Here is an 18,594-nt window from a genome sequence, read left to right as displayed (position 1 = left end):
CGATTTTTCAAACACTCCAATCCTAAGCGACTCGATTGAGCACCGAACGCAGCTTAAGCGGCTTAACTGGCTTAGCAATAAAGCTGAACCCATTTGCTTTGATGCCATCAAGCATATCATCGGTACGATCTGCACTGATGATGACGCCTTCAAAGCTGTGGCCTAATCTCAGGCGGCATTGCTGTAGCACTTCTAAACCAGTACGACCATCATCAAGTCGGTAATCGGAGAAAATTACATCCGGAATCCAACCATCCTCAAGCGCTTGTAGACTTTCAACTAAATCAATCGCAACTCGTGTATCGCAGCCCCATCGGGAAAGTAAGTTTTCCATGCCGACTAGAATGTCAGGCTCATTATCGACACATAGGATTCTCAGATGACCAAGTTCAGATTGCTTACTCATTGCCACGTGAACTGGATGAGGCTGAACATGATCAGCTTTATCTAGGGTGATGGAAAAAACACTGCCTTTTCCAACCCAAGAGCGCATCGAAATTTCATGCCCAAGTACCTGAGCAATTCCTTTCGAAATCGCCAAACCAAGTCCGAGACCTTGGTCGGAACGAACTTGAGTTCCGCGATTAAACTCTTCAAAAATCTCTTGCTGCTTCTCTTCTTCAATCCCCACTCCATTATCCCATACATCAATACGCACTCGCCCTTTCACGCGGCGAACACCGAGTGCGACTTTGCCATTCGGGTTATAACGAAACGCATTGGTCAGGAAGTTTTGCACCACACGGCGCAGCAGTTTGGGATCCGACTTAACCATGAGTGAGGACGGAATCATGGTGAACTCTATACCTTGCTGTTTGGCTAACGCACTAAACTCAGCATTCAAATTCGATAACACATCATTTAACGCAAAGCCATGCACGTTGACTTCCAACTTGCCCGATTCCAAACGCGAGATATCCAGCAAATCTCCAATTAAGTCTTCGGCAGCCTCTAAAGCACTTTCAATGTGTGCTGACAGCTTTTTGGCTTCGCTGTCTTTGGCGACTTCCGATAGTGAAGATGCGAATAGACGCGCCGCGTTGAGCGGTTGCATCAAGTCATGGCTTACTGCCGCCAAGAACCGTGATTTGGACTTCGATTCCAAATCAGAGCGCTGCGTCGCTTCCACCAGCTGCTTGTTGAGTTGTTCTAATTCTCGAGTCCGCAGACGTACCCTTTCTTCCAATGTCTCGTTGGCGTCTTTCAGTGCTTGCTCTGCATCACGGAATACGGTGATGTCGGTAAAGCTCATCACAAAGCCACCACCTGGCATTGGGTTACCTTGCACCTCTATCACGCGACCATCGGGACGAACCCGAGAAGAGGTGTGCCGAGTCCCTTGCTCAAGGTGATAAACACGGCGACGGACGTGGTCATCAGGGTCACCAGGGCCACACAACCCCTGCTCTGCATTGTGCCGAATCACATCCGCAATCGGTCGACCTACTTGAATCAGGCCTGGCGGAAATTCAAAGAGTTCTAAATAGCGTTGGTTCCACGCTACCAAGCGTAGTTGCTTATCGACGACCGCAATACCTTGTCCAATATGCTCAATCGCGCCTTGGAGTAAACCCCGACTAAAATCGTACAGTTCAGAGGCTTCATCGACGATAGTCGCCACCTCTTCAAGCTGCATGTTTCTTCCTTGCAGAGCGGAAGTAAGCACTAACTTAGCAGAAGATGCACCAAATACCCCTGCCAGCACACGCTCCGTATGCCGAATCAGAGAAGATGGCGCTTGCTGATTCGGCATTAACTCTTCTCGTTGTTGGCTCCAGTAGGCTTGAAACGCCGCTTTAACTCGCGTTCGTCCTACAAATCTGGACGCTAGCATTTCCAGTTCTGCAACCGTAACGCGGCTCTGGTACAGACTCATATTTTCGCTTTCAGGCAACGGTGTACCAACGAATGATGCCGATTGTAAGCGCTCACTTAGGCTTGGTCGGGTAGCCATAGAAACCACAACAAAACACACTGCATTAGCGACCACGCTGAGGATCATCCCCCAATCTGAAATCGCGATATCAAAGCTAGCCAATACCTCTGGTGGCGTAATCAACCAGATCAGGAAGTTATTACTGGCGTCTCCGGCAAGCATGTCTGTTTGGCTCATTAACGTAATCAACCAGGTAGCAAAACCCACCGCGAGGCCAACATACACACCTTTCTTATTCCCTTGACGCCAATACATACCGCCAACCAGCGCAGGAGCGAATTGCGTGATAGCCGCGAACGAGAGAAAGCCGATAGCAGAAAGTGAATGAATAGTGTCCAACGCTTGATAGAAACACCACGCGCCAATCAACAAAACTAATATCAAACCACGGCGGATCCGCAGTAATAATTCAGAAAAATGGTGATGGTTACGCTGCGTCAGTCGCATGCGACGCAATAGCAATGGCATAACCAAGTCATTCGAGACCATGATCGCTAAGGCAATCGTCGATACGATAACCATGCCACTTGCCGCTGAAGTACCGCCTAAAAACGCAAGCAAGGCGATTTCACTCGCCCCTACCGACATCGGCACACTGATGACATAAGTATCAGGCGAAGCGCCACTCAAGAGACCTTGCCCTACCCACGCAATAGGTAAGACAAAAATCCCCATTAAGATCAGATAAATGGGGAACAACCAACGAGCCACATGCAAATCTTGAGCACGTTCATTTTCTACCACCATCGTATGGAATTGTCGCGGAAGGCAAACTATCGCCAGCATGGTCAGTACAGTATGAATCAATATAGTCGGGATATTTGGTGACTGATACGTCTGCGCGGCAACATCAATTAAGCTCAAATTCTCGGTGTTCATCGCCAACCAAACAATGAAAACACCAACCACTAAAAAAGCCAGCAGTTTGATAATGGATTCGAAGGCAATTGCCATCATCATCCCACGATGGTGTTCCGTGTTATCAATGTGGCGGGTACCGAATAGCATCGTAAAAATCGCCAATGCGACCACAACAAACCACGACACGCTATCGTTTTGATAACCAAAATCAGTAGCTAGCTCCGGAGCAATGATTTCAAGCCCCATAGTGATACCACGCAGCTGTAAAGCGATGTACGGCAAAATTCCCGCAACCGCTATGAGCGTAACAACCACGGCCAAACCTTGGGATTTACCGTAGCGTGCTCCGATAAAGTCAGCAATCGACGTGATGTGTTCCCGTTTAGCAATCAAAATAAGCCGAGCTAAAACGCGCCATCCGATGGTAAACACTAAAATGGGAGCAATATAAATGGGCAAGAAAGACCAAGGATTACTGCTGGCCTGCCCGACCGTGCCGTAGAAGGTCCACGATGTACAGTACACCGCAATGGAAAGGCTATAAATCCAAGGCCGCCAGCGCGCTAGCCACCTTTTCTGAATGTCGCCGTACCACGCGATGATAAATAAAGCTCCCAAATACGCTAAAGAAACGGGAACCACCAGCCATCCTTGCATCCGATATCCTTTCTTGCCTTTCTTGCTACTTTTAAAGCAAGAGAATAAAAAAACCTCTCCATGAGGGAGAGGTTTCATTTAACACTGCTTTGATAACGGAGACAAAGCTTAGTTTTTAACCTTTGTTACATAAGTCTAATTCTGAGTTTCAAGTGGCTTGTCTGATACATCAACCACCTGATGTGGGTCTTGCGAATCAAGCTTGATGAACAGAGCCAATAACCCCATCGCGGCCATGCCCCAGAACACAAGCGGTCCCCAGTGCTCATAACCCCAGCCACTCAATACGGTCATTAACGCGATAAATGCGCCCAACGGAATCGCGTTATACAACGCTTGCAACGCTACGATCTTATTTTCTTCGGAGTTTTGGATATATTGGATCGCGGCAATGTGTGCGGTAGCAAAAGTCACACCATGCAATAGTTGAACAACCACCAAAGCAATAATTGATGTTGTCGACGCCGTAATACCCCAACGCATCATTACACCAACGGCAGCAGCAATAAACAGCGCGCGTATTGACCAACCTACGAATAAGCGCTTACTCAATGCAAACACTGCCACTTCTGCGGCCACTCCTAAGCTCCACAAGTAGCCAATGACATCTTCCGAGTGACCAGCGGCCTTCCAGTGAATCGCACTAAAGCCGTAGTAAGCCGCATGACTGCCCTGAATTAGTGACACCAACACTAAGAATTTTAGTATCGGTTTGTCAGTCAAAAGAGCGGTCAGCTTTGGACGTTCTGCGCTTTGCCCACCATGCGTTACAGGCATTGGGTTAGTCGGTCGCATAGCAAACAGCAACGAGATAAACACGCCGAACATCGCAGTGTACAAGATCATATCGGAGCCAAATTCAGCCACCAGGTAGCCCACTGCCGTCGAGCCTGCGATAAAGGCGATCGAACCCCATAGCCGCGTGCGGCCATAATCGAGCATTTTCAGGCGAGCGTAGTAATTTGCCATCGCGTCCGACAACGGAATAATCGGTCCACAACAAAGATTGAACAACACTGTCGCTAGTGCCATTAACCAAAAGCTACCACCCGTAAAAAAGTGAAATCCAACAAAAAGGAGGGCAGCGAAACTCAACCAACGTAAAGCAGGCATAAGATGTTCGACTTTGTGTACTCGTGGGGTGATCACGATATTGGCAACACAACGTGTCGCAAGGCCTAACCCGACCAGCAAACCGATATCTGTCGAAGATACGCCCTGATCCTTAAACCAAAGTGACCAAAATGGCAGATACACGCCATACGCAAAGAAGAATCCGAGAAAGTACTGGGAAATCCAGCCATACGGAGAAGGTTTCAACATTACTAATATCCTAAAACGGGAACACCAACGTTCGAGCCGGGAATTATGGATCGCCATGCGTATTATAAAAAGGGAAGAATAAGAAACTTATCGTTTCCTCGATGGAATACTAACTTTGCGACATTTGGCATCTTCAAGCGAAAACATCGTAATTTAGACCAAAGTCGTCTGGCTTCCGGTAAGAAATTTGTCAGACTTAGAGAGTGTTCCTTCCATCATTATTGGGTGTTCTCATGCCTGACAAATTTAACATGCAATCTCCACCGTTCGATCGCTTAACTGAAGCACAACAAACGCGACTGCGATCGTCTCTGGACGTCGCCTACTATCGAGCTCGAGATGTTATTTTATCCTGCGGACAGAAGAACCCCCACTTACATATTCTGATCAAAGGCGCGGTAGAAGAGCGCTCCAACGATCAACAGGAAGTGTTCGCACATTATGCCAACGACGATATGTTCGATGTACGCTCGTTACTTGAAGACAAGGTACGTCATCACTACATCGCGCTTGAGGACACGCTCTCTTACCTACTGCCGAAAGAAATTTTCCTTGCCCTTTACAACGAAAATGGCCAGTTTGCAGCCTATTTCGATAACAATTTATCGAAACGGCAAGAGCTCATCGAAGCGGCCCATCAACAGCAAAACTTAGCGGAGTTTATTCTCACTAAAGTTGACCGCAGCATTTATCACCCACCGATGATCCTTGAACCAAATACACCAATTAACGAGGTAACACGTTCCTTAAAAGAAAATGGGATTGACGCTGCATTGGTTCAACTCCATGGCGATAATCCACGATTGGAAAAATGGCCATCAGCCCACCCGTACGCAATAGTGACTCGTACTAATATGCTGCATTCTGTGATGTTGGATGGTTGCGCGCTCGACACACCTGTGGGTGAGATCGCGAGCTTTCCTGTTTATCACGTTGATGATGGTGACTTTCTATTCAACGCCATGATCACAATGACCAGAAACAGAATGAAACGCCTCATGGTATGTGAAGGCAACAGAGCCGTCGGCATGCTGGATATGACCCAAATTCTTAGCGCGTTCTCAACCCACTCTCACGTGTTAACGCTCAGTATTGCTCGAGCAAGCAGCGTGGAAGAGCTCGCTTTGGCCTCAAACCGCCAACGTCAATTGGTCGAGAGCTTATTGAAAAACGGCATCCGCACTCGCTTCATCATGGAGCTGATCTCAGCCGTAAACGAGCAAATTATCGAGAAAGCGTTCGAGTTAGTAATACCACCAGCCTTGCACGACCATTGTTGCTTGATCGTACTCGGCTCTGAAGGCCGAGGAGAGCAAATTCTCAAAACCGATCAAGACAATGCCCTGATTATTCAAGATGGTCTGGAATGGCCTCATTGCGAACAAGTGATGCAATCCTTCACACACACCCTACAACAGCTCGGTTATCCACTTTGCCCTGGTAAAGTGATGGTTAACAACCCGAAATGGGTCAAAACACAGCAAGAATGGATAAGCACCCTAAACCACTGGATAGCTAAAGCCGAACCACAACAAATCATGGACTTAGCCATTTTCAGTGACGCCCATGCTGTTGCTGGGAATTGCGAGCTGCTGGCTCCAATTGCGGCGCATCTTCGTGACACAATGAAAGATCGCATGTTGATATTGTCTGACTTTACTCGCCCTGCCTTGCAGTTTTCTGTGCCCCTAACTCTGTTTGGCAACGTAAAAAGTGCTAAAGACGGATTGGACATTAAACGCGGCGGTATTTTCCCAATTGTACACGGCATTCGCACCTTGTCTTTGGAATATGCCATTGAAGAGAAGAACACGTTTGAGCGCATTGAAGCTCTGAGAAATAAGCGCATCTTAGAATCCGAAACGGCAGATAATCTCAACGAAGCACTGAAATTGTTTTTTAAACTTCGCCTTAATCAGCAACTCAAAAAGCAAGAAGCGTTGAATAACATTGATATTAAACAACTGGATAGAACTGAGCGTGATTTGCTTCGCCACAGCTTACATGTGGTGAAGAAATTTAAGCAATTTTTAGGCTTCCATTATCAAATTCGTGATTAACCCTGATTTTCATAAATCACAGAGGCGTAAGCAATGAACTGGTTACAACGCAAATACTGGTACTACAAATTGAAAGGCTCGCCTTATCAGTCGCTGTTTTGCACGCCAGATAAAACAGAATACGTCTCTCTTGACTGCGAAACCACCAGCCTTGACCCAAATCGTGCCGAGCTAGTGACTATTGCAGCCACCAAGATCATCGACAACCGCATCATCACCAGTCAACCATTTGAAGTCCGCTTACGCGCGCCACAATCGCTCGACTCTGGCTCGGTCAAGATCCATCGAATTCGCCACCAAGACTTAGTCGATGGCATCAGTGAAAAAGAGGCGCTGCTCGAGCTGCTCGACTTTATCGGCAACCGACCACTTGTGGGCTATCACATTCGTTACGATAAAAAGATCTTAGACCTTGCTTGTCTGCGGCAACTTGGCTTCCCACTTCCTAACCCACTTATCGAGGTCAGTCAGATTTATCACGATAAGTTGGAACGACATTTGCCGAATGCCTACTTCGACTTAAGTCTGGATGCCATTTGTAAACACCTCGAACTTCCTATCCAAGACAAACACGACGCCTTGCAAGACACGATTTCTGCCGCTTTGGTCTTTGTCCGCTTAACGAAAGGCGATTTACCCAACCTAACCGCACCGTATACATAAAAATCAGTTGACCTAGCTCCCAGAAATACTTTTGTTTCAGCGATTTCCCGGCGCTTCTATCACTCTCATCCTAAAGTCTAATTGTGGAAATACGCGCGGTGACTGACAGTTATAAGCACAACGTCGTCATTACCACGACCACGTTATTTAGAACCAAAAAACAGCCCTACAAAAATATATTCAAAATCTTATCTAGATTGGTGTAAGGCCGAGAAATAAGGCACAAGGAGAGAAGCCATGAGCGAAGCCCACGTTTATCCGGTAAAAGAAAATATTAAAACTCATACACACGCGGATAATGATACTTACTTAGCCATGTATCAGCAGTCGGTAACCGATCCAGAGGGCTTCTGGAACGAACACGGCAAAATCGTTGATTGGATCAAACCTTTCACCAAAGTAAAAAGCACTTCTTTCGACACTGGCCATGTTGATATTCGCTGGTTTGAAGATGGCACACTGAACGTCTCGGCTAACTGTATTGACCGTCATCTTGCAGAACACGGGGATAACGTCGCCATCATTTGGGAAGGCGATGATCCAGCCGACGACAAAACACTCACTTTCAACGAACTGCACAAAGAAGTGTGTAAATTCTCCAACGCATTGAAAGAGCAAGGCGTACGCAAGGGCGACGTGGTGTGTCTATACATGCCAATGGTGCCAGAAGCTGCAGTGGCTATGCTCGCTTGTACCCGTATTGGTGCGGTTCACACCGTAGTATTTGGCGGTTTCTCACCAGAAGCGCTATCCGGCCGTATCATCGACTCTGACGCTAAAGTCGTGATCACCGCAGACGAAGGCGTACGTGGCGGACGCGCTGTTCCACTGAAAAAGAACGTGGATGAAGCACTAACCAACCCAGACGTAAAAACCATCAATAAAGTCGTCGTGCTTAAACGTACAGGTGGTGATGTTGAATGGCATGAACACCGTGATGTTTGGTGGCACGAAGCAACAGCCAACGTTTCTGACGTTTGCCCACCAGAAGAGATGAAAGCCGAAGACCCGCTGTTCATCCTCTACACATCTGGCTCGACAGGTAAACCTAAAGGCGTACTACATACTACAGGCGGTTACCTCGTCTACGCGGCAATGACCTTTAAATATGTCTTCGATTATCAACCAGGTGAAACCTTCTGGTGTACCGCGGATGTGGGCTGGATTACAGGCCATACTTACCTAATTTATGGTCCACTAGCGAACGGGGCCAAAACCATTCTGTTTGAAGGTGTTCCAAACTACCCAAGCACGGCTCGTATGAGTGAAGTGGTTGATAAGCACCAAGTGAACATTCTCTACACTGCGCCAACCGCTATTCGTGCACTAATGGCAAAAGGTAACGAAGCGGTAGCAGGGACATCTCGTTCAAGCTTACGTGTGATGGGTTCAGTAGGTGAGCCTATCAACCCTGAAGCGTGGGAGTGGTACTACAAAACGATTGGTAACGAGAGCTCGCCTATCGTTGATACTTGGTGGCAAACAGAGACCGGCGGTATCTTAATTGCACCACTACCAGGCGCAACAGACTTAAAACCAGGTTCAGCAACTCGACCATTCTTCGGAGTCCAACCTGCACTGGTTGATAACATGGGCAACATCATTGAAGAAACCGCAGCAGAAGGTAACTTGGTGATCCTTGATTCATGGCCAGGTCAGATGCGTACTGTTTATGGCGACCACGAGCGCTTTGAACAGACCTACTTCTCAACCTTCAAGGGAATGTACTTTACTAGTGATGGTGCTCGTCGTGACGAAGACGGTTACTACTGGATCACAGGCCGTGTTGATGACGTACTAAACGTGTCGGGTCACCGCATGGGTACCGCTGAAATAGAATCGGCTCTTGTCGCACATCATAAAATTGCTGAGGCCGCTATTGTGGGCATTCCGCATGATATCAAAGGCCAAGCTATCTACGCTTACATTACCTTGAACGATGGTGAATTCCCGTCAGCAGAGCTACACAAAGAAGTGAAAGATTGGGTGCGTAAAGAAATTGGTCCAATTGCAACACCAGATGTACTGCACTGGACGGATTCCTTACCGAAGACTCGTTCTGGTAAGATCATGCGTCGAATCCTGCGTAAAATTGCAACGGGTGATACCAGCAACCTCGGAGACACATCAACGCTTGCCGATCCGAGCGTTGTAGATAAACTTATCGCAGAGAAAGCAGAATTGGCATAAATTCAACCAACTGTTTTAAAAGCACTTTAAAAACCGCCATCACTCATGGCGGTTTTTTGCTTTAGTGCACAAATTGGCCACACAAAAAATATGGCAATTATGTTGTTTTTGTTAACTTGGTTACAGAAACGAGAGTGGCTATTAGGAGATTAGACCAGTAAATTGCTGCTAATTGCTATGAATTAGCTATAATCTTGGTCGATTTTTTAAAATTTGCTCGGTTTTAACAAAAAAATCGTGCTGAACTATCGTATATTTGGGAATATAAACGTTCCACTCACGATAAGGGAAGATAGCAACACAATGTCTGCAAAGTCACGGATTCTTGTTCTAAACGGACCAAATCTTAATCTATTGGGTCTGCGCGAACCGACACACTATGGTCACAGTACCTTAGCTCAAGTTGTGGATACTCTTACAGAGCAAGCCCATAACGCTGGGGTAGAACTGGAACACCTACAATCAAATCGTGAGTACGAACTGATTGAAGCCATTCACGCTGCCTATGGCAAGATTGACTTCATCATCATCAATCCAGCGGCTTTCACTCATACTAGTGTGGCGCTGCGAGATGCATTACTTGGCGTCGCCATCCCATTTATTGAGGTGCACTTATCAAATGTGCACGCACGTGAACCATTCCGTCATCACTCTTATCTGTCAGATAAAGCAGAGGGTGTGATTTGCGGTTTAGGCGCACAAGGTTATGAATTTGCTCTGTCTGCAGCGATCAATAAGCTACAGGCAAAGTAACCCTAACACTCTGCAACCCTACGAGGGTTGTCTTAATCACAAGATAAAAGAGAAAGAAAAGATGGATATTCGTAAAATCAAGAAGCTAATTGAGTTAGTTGAAGAGTCTGGCATTGCTGAGCTAGAGATCTCTGAAGGTGAAGAGTCAGTGCGCATCAGCCGTCATGGCACTGCAGCCCCTCAAGCACCAATTCACTACGCAGCAGCTCCAGCGGCGGCACCTGCTCCAGTAGCAGCGGCACCAGTAGCGGAAGCGCCAGCAGCAGAAGCTCCAGCAGCAACACCTGCAGGTCACCAAGTTCTTTCTCCAATGGTTGGTACTTTCTACCGCTCTCCAAGCCCAGACTCTAAAGCATTCGTAGAAGTGGGTCAGAAAGTAAATGCTGGCGATACTCTATGTATTGTTGAAGCAATGAAAATGATGAACCAAATCGAAGCGGACAAATCTGGCGTTGTTACAGCAATCCTAGCTGAAGACGGCCAACCAGTTGAATTCGACCAACCTCTTGTTGTAATCGAATAAGCGGGGCTTGCCTTATGCTAGACAAAGTAGTCATCGCGAACCGAGGTGAAATTGCACTTCGTATTCTTCGCGCTTGTAAAGAATTAGGTATTAAGACCGTCGCTGTTCACTCAACAGCGGACCGCGATCTTAAGCACGTACTACTCGCAGACGAAACCGTATGTATCGGCCCTGCTCGTGGTATCGACAGCTACCTAAACATTCCACGCATCATTTCTGCAGCAGAAGTGACTGGTGCTGTGGCTATCCACCCAGGTTACGGCTTCCTGTCTGAGAACGCAGACTTCGCAGAGCAAGTTGAGCGCAGTGGTTTCATCTTCGTTGGTCCAAAGGCAGACACTATCCGCCTAATGGGCGATAAAGTATCTGCTATCAATGCAATGAAGAAAGCAGGCGTTCCTTGTGTACCGGGTTCTGACGGCCCTCTAGACAATGACGAAGAGAAAAACAAAGCATTTGCTAAGCGCATTGGTTACCCAGTAATCATCAAAGCATCTGGCGGCGGCGGCGGTCGTGGTATGCGTGTTGTTCGCGCAGAGAAAGACCTTATCCAAGCCATTGCAATGACACGTGCTGAAGCAAAAGCGGCGTTCAACAATGACATGGTTTACATGGAGAAATTCCTAGAAAACCCTCGTCACGTTGAAGTTCAGGTTATTGCTGACGGTCAAGGCGGCGCAATCCACCTTGGTGAGCGTGACTGTTCAATGCAACGTCGTCACCAAAAAGTAGTGGAAGAAGCTCCAGCACCTGGTATCACCGAAGAAATGCGTAAGTACATCGGTGAACGCTGTACTCGTGCATGTATCGAGATCGGTTACCGCGGCGCAGGTACGTTTGAATTCCTATACGAGAACGGTGAGTTCTACTTCATCGAAATGAACACTCGTATTCAGGTAGAGCACCCAGTAACAGAGATGGTTACTGGCATCGACCTAATCAAAGAACAGCTTCGTGTTGCAGCGGGTCAGCCTCTGTCATTCACTCAAGATGATATTAAGATCCGTGGCCATGCGATTGAGTGTCGTATCAACGCAGAAGACCCTGAGCGCTTCCTACCATCTCCGGGTAAGATCGAGCGTTTCCACGCTCCTGGCGGTATGGGTGTACGTTGGGAATCTCATATCTACACAGGCTACACAGTACCACCTCATTACGATTCAATGATTGGTAAACTGATCACTTACGGTGAGAACCGTGATGTAGCGATTGCACGTATGAAAAACGCACTGGGTGAGATGATCATCGAAGGCATCAAAACTAACGTGCCACTGCAATTCTCCATTATGAATGACGAAAACTTCCAACACGGTGGTGCAAACATCCACTACCTAGAGAAGAAGCTTGGCTTACAATAAACCTAAGCAAACGTCTTAAAAAATGCCCACTCCCGTGGGCATTTTTGTTTTATATGTACGCGAAGGGCTCAACATATAAATAGGCTTATTTGGGTATATACTCAAACAAATCGTAGAGTTCTGGTAAACTCTGCGCCACTTCATTCACTTTAAGAGCAAAAACCAATGCCTTGGATTCAAATCAAACTCAACGCGACCAATGAAAACGCTGAGCAAATCGGCGATATGCTAATGGAAGAGACTGGCGCGCTGTCTGTTACATTCTTAGACGCGCAGGATACACCTGTATTCGAACCTCTACCTGGCGAAACTCGCTTATGGGGCGATACTGATATTCTGGCACTGTATGATGCAGAAGCAGACACTAACTTCATCATCGACCAAATTAAAGCGAGCAATATGCTGGCTGACAATTTTGCTTACAAAGTAGAACAGCTTGAAGATAAAGACTGGGAACGCGAATGGATGGAAAACTTCCACCCAATGAAATTTGGTGAACGCCTATGGATTTGTCCAAGCTGGCGCGACATTCCAGATCCTGACGCTGTTAATGTTATGTTGGATCCAGGCCTTGCATTCGGTACGGGTACTCACCCTACAACAGCACTTTGTCTTGAGTGGCTAGAAAGCATGGACTTAAGCGGTAAGACCGTTATCGACTTCGGTTGTGGCTCAGGTATTCTTGCGATCGCAGCGATCAAACTGGGCGCTGAAAAAGTGATAGGGATCGACATTGATCCTCAAGCCCTGCTTGCTTCAAAAGACAATGCTGAGCGTAATGGCGTTGCAGACAAACTAGAAGTTTACTTACCGCAAAATCAACCAGAAGGTCTCGTCGCTGACGTCGTTGTGGCCAACATCCTTGCGGGACCTTTACGTGAACTTGCACCTATCATCAAAGGGCTAGTTAAGCCAAATGGCGACCTCGCTATGTCCGGCGTATTAGACACTCAAGCTGAAGATGTTGCGAACTATTACCGTGACGAGCTTCACATTGACCCAATTGTTGAGCAAAGTGAATGGTGTCGCATCTCTGGTCGTAAGCAAGGCTAGACAAGGTTTTCAGAGCTAATTGTTTGAAATTCATACAATTTACAAAAACAATTTGTAAATGCTCAAATATTAGTCTTTTCACGCAGTGAAAAAATGCGTAAAATGCGCGCCCTTGCTGGTACAGAACTGTGATGACGTTTTGAAAATCGGAAACTATCAACTTAAGAACAATCTAATCGTAGCCCCTATGGCTGGTGTAACGGATAGACCGTTTCGCGAGTTGTGTCTTCGCTATGGTGCGGGAATGGCCGTCAGTGAAATGATGTCTGCTAACCCAAAACTATGGGGAACGTCAAAGTCGAAACAGCGCATGGTACACGAGGGCGAATCGGGCATTCGCTCTGTACAGATTGCGGGTTCCGATCCACAGCTTATGGCGGACGCAGCTCAATTCAGTGTTGAGAACGGTGCACAAATCATCGACATCAACATGGGCTGCCCGGCAAAAAAAGTGAATAAGAAGCTAGCGGGCTCTGCTCTGCTTCAATACCCAAACATTATCGAAGAGATTTTGAAAGCGGTCGTGAATGCAGTGGACGTTCCTATAACGTTAAAGACTCGAACTGGCTGGGATACAGACAACAAGAACTGTGTCCAGATCGCTAAATTAGCCGAAAACTGCGGCATACAAGCTCTTGCTCTGCATGGCAGAACGAAAGCATGTATGTACAAAGGTGAGGCCGAATATGACAGCATTAAAGCGGTAAAAGAGGCGATTTCAATTCCGGTTATCGCGAACGGTGATATCGATAGCCCGGAGAAAGCCAAATTTGTACTGGAGTACACCGGTGCGGACGCTTTAATGATTGGACGCCCTGCCCAGGGTCGTCCTTGGATTTTCCAGGAAATCCATCACTATTTGGAAAACGGCACCACAATGGAGGAACTTCCAACTGAGGAAGTGAAAACCATTATGCTTGGTCATGTAAATGCTCTGCATGAGTTTTATGGGGAGTTCTTAGGTCCACGTATCGCGCGCAAGCACGTTGGGTGGTACCTGAAAGAGCATGAACAGGCAAGTGAGTTTCGCCGTACCTTCAACGCTATCGACGCAGCTCCGCTGCAAATTGAGGCGTTAGAAGGTTATTTTGATAACGTTGCATCATAATTAAGAGAAGAGCTAGACCGAATATGTTCGAACAAAATCTGACTTCAGAAGCATTAACAGTAACTACAGTAACGTCACAAGACCAGATTACTCAGAAGCCTTTACGTGACTCTGTTAAAGCGTCTCTTAAAAACTACCTTGCTCAACTAAACGGCCAGGAAGTAACAGAACTATACGAATTAGTTCTAGCTGAAGTTGAACAGCCACTATTAGATACTATCATGCAGTACACTCGCGGTAACCAAACTCGCGCAGCAACTATGATGGGTATCAACCGCGGTACTCTTCGCAAGAAACTTAAGAAATACGGCATGAACTAAGACCGGCTTTCAAAAAGTATTTGGAACAAGCCGTTACCTTTTTAGATAACGGCTTTTCTTTATCTACTAAAACACTACGAATAACGCTCACTTTGTTCAGCATTACCAACTGGCTTTAATATAACTACCGCTGAGTCAAACAATAACAAAGCCACGACAGCGACCCATTCACTACCTACAGAATAAGCAAAGCCCGCCAAGGCAGACCAAATCGCGACACCAAAGTGCATCATACTCATTCCAGAAGACATCAGCACACCTCGATGTTCATCAGATAAGCTTGCTATATGTGCTTGTAACGCCGGAGAGCCTACCCCTCCAGCAAGAGACCAGAGCACTAGAGCTGGAAGATAAGCGGTTACCGTACTCATCTCATTTGAGAACACCCATGCACTGCAAGGTATGCACACCATTAAAGCCACTCGCATAACGGCTCGAGAGCTACCAAGCCAGCGAGAAGCTCTCGCCACGCACATATTTCCAACCACACTCACGATCCCTAGAGCTGCATAAATAGCGCCCACCCAACCGAGCGCCAAATCACTGGTATCTCGAATATGAAGGCCTATCAGGTTAAATACACCAATACCTCCCCCTAGGCCTAAACACATCGCTAGAATCGCCCTCAACGCGCCTGGAAGATGAATGACGTCTGTGATAGGTGGCAGAGTATCTGACTTCTTGGACTCATTATGCTTGTTGTTCATGGACACTACGCTCATGGCACCGACAAAAAGAGCCGCAACGCCCAAAATAATAAAAGCGGCACGCCATGATAAAAGCTGGGTCAACAATGCTCCGATCGCCGGGCTAGTTATCATACCTAGCGTTAATCCCGCCTGAACCATCACAATTTGACGCATCGCTCTATTACCCTTCGCGTCTCCCGCTAACGCGAATGCAATTGGTAACATGCCTGCACTTGCAATACCAGTGATCACTCGAGTTGCAATAGCAAGTTCAAAATCATGAACTATGCCCGTCGTAATAGACGCAACCCCAAATACAAAGCAAGCAGGCACCATGATACGAATACGCCCAACTCGGTCTGATAAACGGCCCAAGTAAGGAGCGCAAATTGCTATGGCTAAACTATATGCTGTAATAAATAAGGTCACCTGACTCGGTTGAACACTTAAATCATTTCCGATAGGTTCAAGAATAGATCCAAGCATCAACTCATCAGCACCAACAAGAAAAGCAACGAGAAATAGGATCATGGACTGCATCATAGCTCCACCTCCTGTTCTGTTTCCGATTCAGCACAAGTGAGCAACGAAATATCTAAAACTCTATCAGGCCAAGATTGCAAAAATGCCTTCTCATGAGATACTACAATCACGCTACCGGAAAAGCGCTGGAGAGCCTCTTTAAGCGCATTTTTACTGCTGCTATCCAAATGTGTTGTTGGTTCGTCCAACAGCAAAACATTGCATTTCTGAACCGATAAACAACACAGTTTCACCCGAGTTTGCTCACCACCGCTCAATGTATCTAAGTGGCGCTGCGTCTTATCCCCCGTGATCCCAAAGCGAGCTAATAGCTTGCGTGACTCTTTGCTTGAGATTGTTGGCGCACAAGAGCACAGCTCCTGTTCAGGCGTGTTCTGAGGATGGCGCCAAGACAAATCTTGAGAAAAATAACCAATCATTGCACCTTTTGCCAATACCACCTCACCAGAGAGTGGCTCGATCTTCCCCATCAGGGTTTTAAGTAAGGTCGACTTACCCACGCCGTTAAAGCCAGCAACAACCAACTTTTCCCCGCGCGCTAACGTGATATCAAATACTGGAAGCAGAGGCTGCTGATAACCGATCATCAACGCTTTTGCCTCAACCACATTCGGTTGCTCAATGGGCTGGTAAGCAAAGTCAAACGTCGATACTTTCTCTACATGATTCAGTTGAATACGTTCGATTTTATCCAGTCTCTTCTTACGCCCTTTAGCAAGACTGGCGTTAACTCCTGCACCATTTTGGGCAATAAATTTCTCTAACTTTCGAATTTCACTTTGCTGAGCCTTATATTGCTTTTCTAATAAAGCACCGTCGTGCTGCTTTTGCTGCATTGCTTTGACATAAGTACCGCTGTATTTTCGAACCGTTTGATAATCAATATCACAAATACTGGTCGCTACTTGATTAAGAAAATCAACATCATGAGAAACCAGTAAAACGGTACCAATGTAATCATTGAGAAACGTGACTAGCCATTCAATGTGCGGAGCATCAAGATAGTTTGTCGGCTCATCAAGAATTAACACATCGGGGTTGCGAAGTAACAACCTGCCTAAAAGGACTTTGTGCCTTTGACCGCCACTTAGCGAGATAAGCGGTGTATCTAAGCCAAATTGATAAATACCAAGACCTACAGCAACTCGTTCAATTTTGGTATTAATTGCATAGAAGTCTTCATCTTCTAAATATGCCTGTAGCCGAGCGACTTGGCTTAAAAAAGATGTAGAGTGAGACTCGGTCATCGCATGATACAAAGTCCAAAGCTTTTGCTCTGCAGCGTATAAACTCTCAAAAGAGCCCTTTAAACACTCATGAACTGTCAGCACATTATCGATCTTAAAATGTTGTTCTAAATACCCCACCTCAAGGTTTGGTAACCATTCAATGCAGCCCTTATCTGCAGATAATTCACCGAAAAGCAGTTTCAATAAGGTGCTTTTTCCAACACCATTCGCTCCGGTGATACCTATTTTCTCTCCCACGTTAATACGAAAGGTCACGTTGTTGTATAACGTCTTATCAGCTATCTGATAAGACAAATTTTTAACTTGTAAAATACTCATGTTTTCAACCAAATAAAAAAGGGCCGGCGATCAATACCGGCCCTTATTTCAATACTGGGTAATGCTTTGTAGCTGCTTAACAGATACAAAAAGGCCGATGATGAAATATCACCGGCCATCTCTTCTCTTTTATCAGGTGTACAAGCTCCTGCGTATAACTTCAGCGAAGCTACCCACACATAAAACACCTGATGAAGATTAATTTAAGACTCCGAGCAACACTTCATCGCGTTTTTTGCATGGAGTTCAGCCTTCTTACAAAGCTTTTAAACAAGAGATATAACATGATTTACTGTCGAAAAAATATTCGATGTGAAGCGTACACCTTTAGAATAAAAAGTACCAGATAATTATTAAAACTATCGTGACTTACACGAAGGTCCACAGAAAGAAGACTTTTCCTCAGTCAATGTGCCAGGTGAACTGCTTACTCAGCAAACACAGCTATGAAAGCACCTATACCGCTCACGTTATACGTACGTAGTGGTGGCTTTGAAGGTTGGAGAGGGTTAGAGGGAAGAAGTAGCGAATATACTTTAAGACACTGGCTTAAATAGGTCGACAAAACAAAATCCATGTTTGGAAAGTTTTAAATGCGCTGAGTTTATATTAATAAGCGCCTATGGCTAAATCAAAACATCTAAAGCAGAGAAATCTCCCCCGAAAATAACATAACCTAGTGAATAAATTTTCCAGGTAATAATAAAGGAAGCTTTGGTAAGTAAGCACAAGGGCTGAGAACTAGCGCTCGATACTAGGACCCGGTTCAGTAGAAACCACACAAAACTGCGTTCCACTTCACTCATAACAGGGCTTAGAAAGCATAGCCAGAGGGAAGCCTGCCTCTCGATGCAAGGTTTCAATATGAAAGTGGATTTAAGGTAAGTCGGTTAACCAAAACAAAAAAAGCCTCAGTCTTTCGACTGAGGCTTAATATAAGTGGCGGAGTGGACGGGACTCGAACCCGCGACCCCCGGCGTGACAGGCCG

The 18,594-nt window shown here is 46.3% G+C and carries 13 protein-coding genes; 9 read left to right on the top strand and 4 right to left on the bottom strand.

Features of this window, described 5'->3' with window-relative positions; all coding sequences use genetic code 11:
- Nucleotides 1-22: 22 nt before the first annotated feature.
- Nucleotides 23-3,454: a PAS-domain containing protein gene (locus R7P69_RS21685; RefSeq protein WP_054577283.1), complete on the bottom strand. Its 3,432-nt coding sequence runs from the start codon at nt 3,452-3,454 to the stop codon at nt 23-25.
- Nucleotides 3,455-3,589: 135 nt separating this feature from the next.
- A complete protein-coding gene (locus R7P69_RS21680) occupies nt 3,590-4,777 on the bottom strand; it encodes a 3-phenylpropionate MFS transporter (RefSeq protein WP_053307400.1) in 1,188 nt (395 codons plus the stop codon).
- 233 nt (nt 4,778-5,010) lie between these two features.
- Between R7P69_RS21680 and R7P69_RS21675 the strand changes: the two genes are divergently transcribed.
- The 9 genes from R7P69_RS21675 to fis all read left to right on the top strand — a co-directional run bounded on the left by R7P69_RS21675 (nt 5,011) and on the right by fis (nt 14,805).
- Nucleotides 5,011-6,837, top strand: coding sequence for a DUF294 nucleotidyltransferase-like domain-containing protein (locus R7P69_RS21675; RefSeq protein WP_238952142.1), 1,827 nt, complete (start codon nt 5,011-5,013; stop codon nt 6,835-6,837).
- Between the two features lie 33 nt (nt 6,838-6,870).
- Nucleotides 6,871-7,500: a 3'-5' exonuclease gene (locus tag R7P69_RS21670; RefSeq protein ID WP_213916778.1), complete on the top strand. Its 630-nt coding sequence runs from the start codon at nt 6,871-6,873 to the stop codon at nt 7,498-7,500.
- Nucleotides 7,501-7,737: 237 nt separating this feature from the next.
- A complete protein-coding gene (gene acs / locus R7P69_RS21665) occupies nt 7,738-9,690 on the top strand; it encodes an acetate--CoA ligase (RefSeq protein ID WP_213916777.1) in 1,953 nt (650 codons plus the stop codon).
- A gap of 303 nt (nt 9,691-9,993) precedes the next feature.
- The gene (gene aroQ / locus R7P69_RS21660) at nt 9,994-10,443 is read left to right on the top strand and encodes a type II 3-dehydroquinate dehydratase (protein WP_005382360.1); all 450 of its coding nucleotides are present in this window, start codon (nt 9,994-9,996) and stop codon (nt 10,441-10,443) included.
- Between the two features lie 61 nt (nt 10,444-10,504).
- Complete coding sequence (gene accB / locus R7P69_RS21655; RefSeq protein ID WP_005386355.1) at nt 10,505-10,966, top strand: acetyl-CoA carboxylase biotin carboxyl carrier protein; 462 nt, start codon at nt 10,505-10,507, stop codon at nt 10,964-10,966.
- A 14-nt stretch (nt 10,967-10,980) separates the two neighbouring features.
- Complete coding sequence (gene accC, locus R7P69_RS21650) at nt 10,981-12,324, top strand: acetyl-CoA carboxylase biotin carboxylase subunit (protein WP_005382509.1); 1,344 nt, start codon at nt 10,981-10,983, stop codon at nt 12,322-12,324.
- A 165-nt stretch (nt 12,325-12,489) separates the two neighbouring features.
- Nucleotides 12,490-13,377, top strand: coding sequence for a 50S ribosomal protein L11 methyltransferase (gene prmA / locus R7P69_RS21645; RefSeq protein WP_005382507.1), 888 nt, complete (start codon nt 12,490-12,492; stop codon nt 13,375-13,377).
- Between the two features lie 139 nt (nt 13,378-13,516).
- Nucleotides 13,517-14,485 (top strand): tRNA dihydrouridine synthase DusB, encoded by a 969-nt coding sequence (dusB, locus tag R7P69_RS21640; RefSeq protein WP_053303048.1) that lies wholly within the window; start codon nt 13,517-13,519, stop codon nt 14,483-14,485.
- Between the two features lie 23 nt (nt 14,486-14,508).
- Nucleotides 14,509-14,805, top strand: a complete 297-nt coding sequence (gene fis, locus R7P69_RS21635; RefSeq protein WP_000462885.1) for a DNA-binding transcriptional regulator Fis — start codon at nt 14,509-14,511, stop codon at nt 14,803-14,805.
- A 74-nt stretch (nt 14,806-14,879) separates the two neighbouring features.
- Here the strand turns inward: fis and R7P69_RS21630 are convergent, their stop codons facing one another.
- Both R7P69_RS21630 and R7P69_RS21625 read right to left on the bottom strand, forming a co-directional pair.
- A complete protein-coding gene (locus R7P69_RS21630; RefSeq protein WP_238952143.1) occupies nt 14,880-16,037 on the bottom strand; it encodes an MFS transporter in 1,158 nt (385 codons plus the stop codon).
- Complete coding sequence (locus R7P69_RS21625) at nt 16,034-17,605, bottom strand: ABC-F family ATP-binding cassette domain-containing protein (protein ID WP_017635554.1); 1,572 nt, start codon at nt 17,603-17,605, stop codon at nt 16,034-16,036. Before R7P69_RS21625 ends, R7P69_RS21630 begins: the two co-directional genes overlap by 4 nt.
- Nucleotides 17,606-18,594: the final 989 nt, after the last annotated feature.

Origin of the sequence: Vibrio sp. 661, assembly GCF_033339315.1 — a bacterium.
Lineage (GTDB): Bacteria > Pseudomonadota > Gammaproteobacteria > Enterobacterales > Vibrionaceae > Vibrio > Vibrio alginolyticus.
Note: the sequence above shows the minus strand (reverse complement) of the source record. Positions and strands in the feature narration are given on the sequence as shown.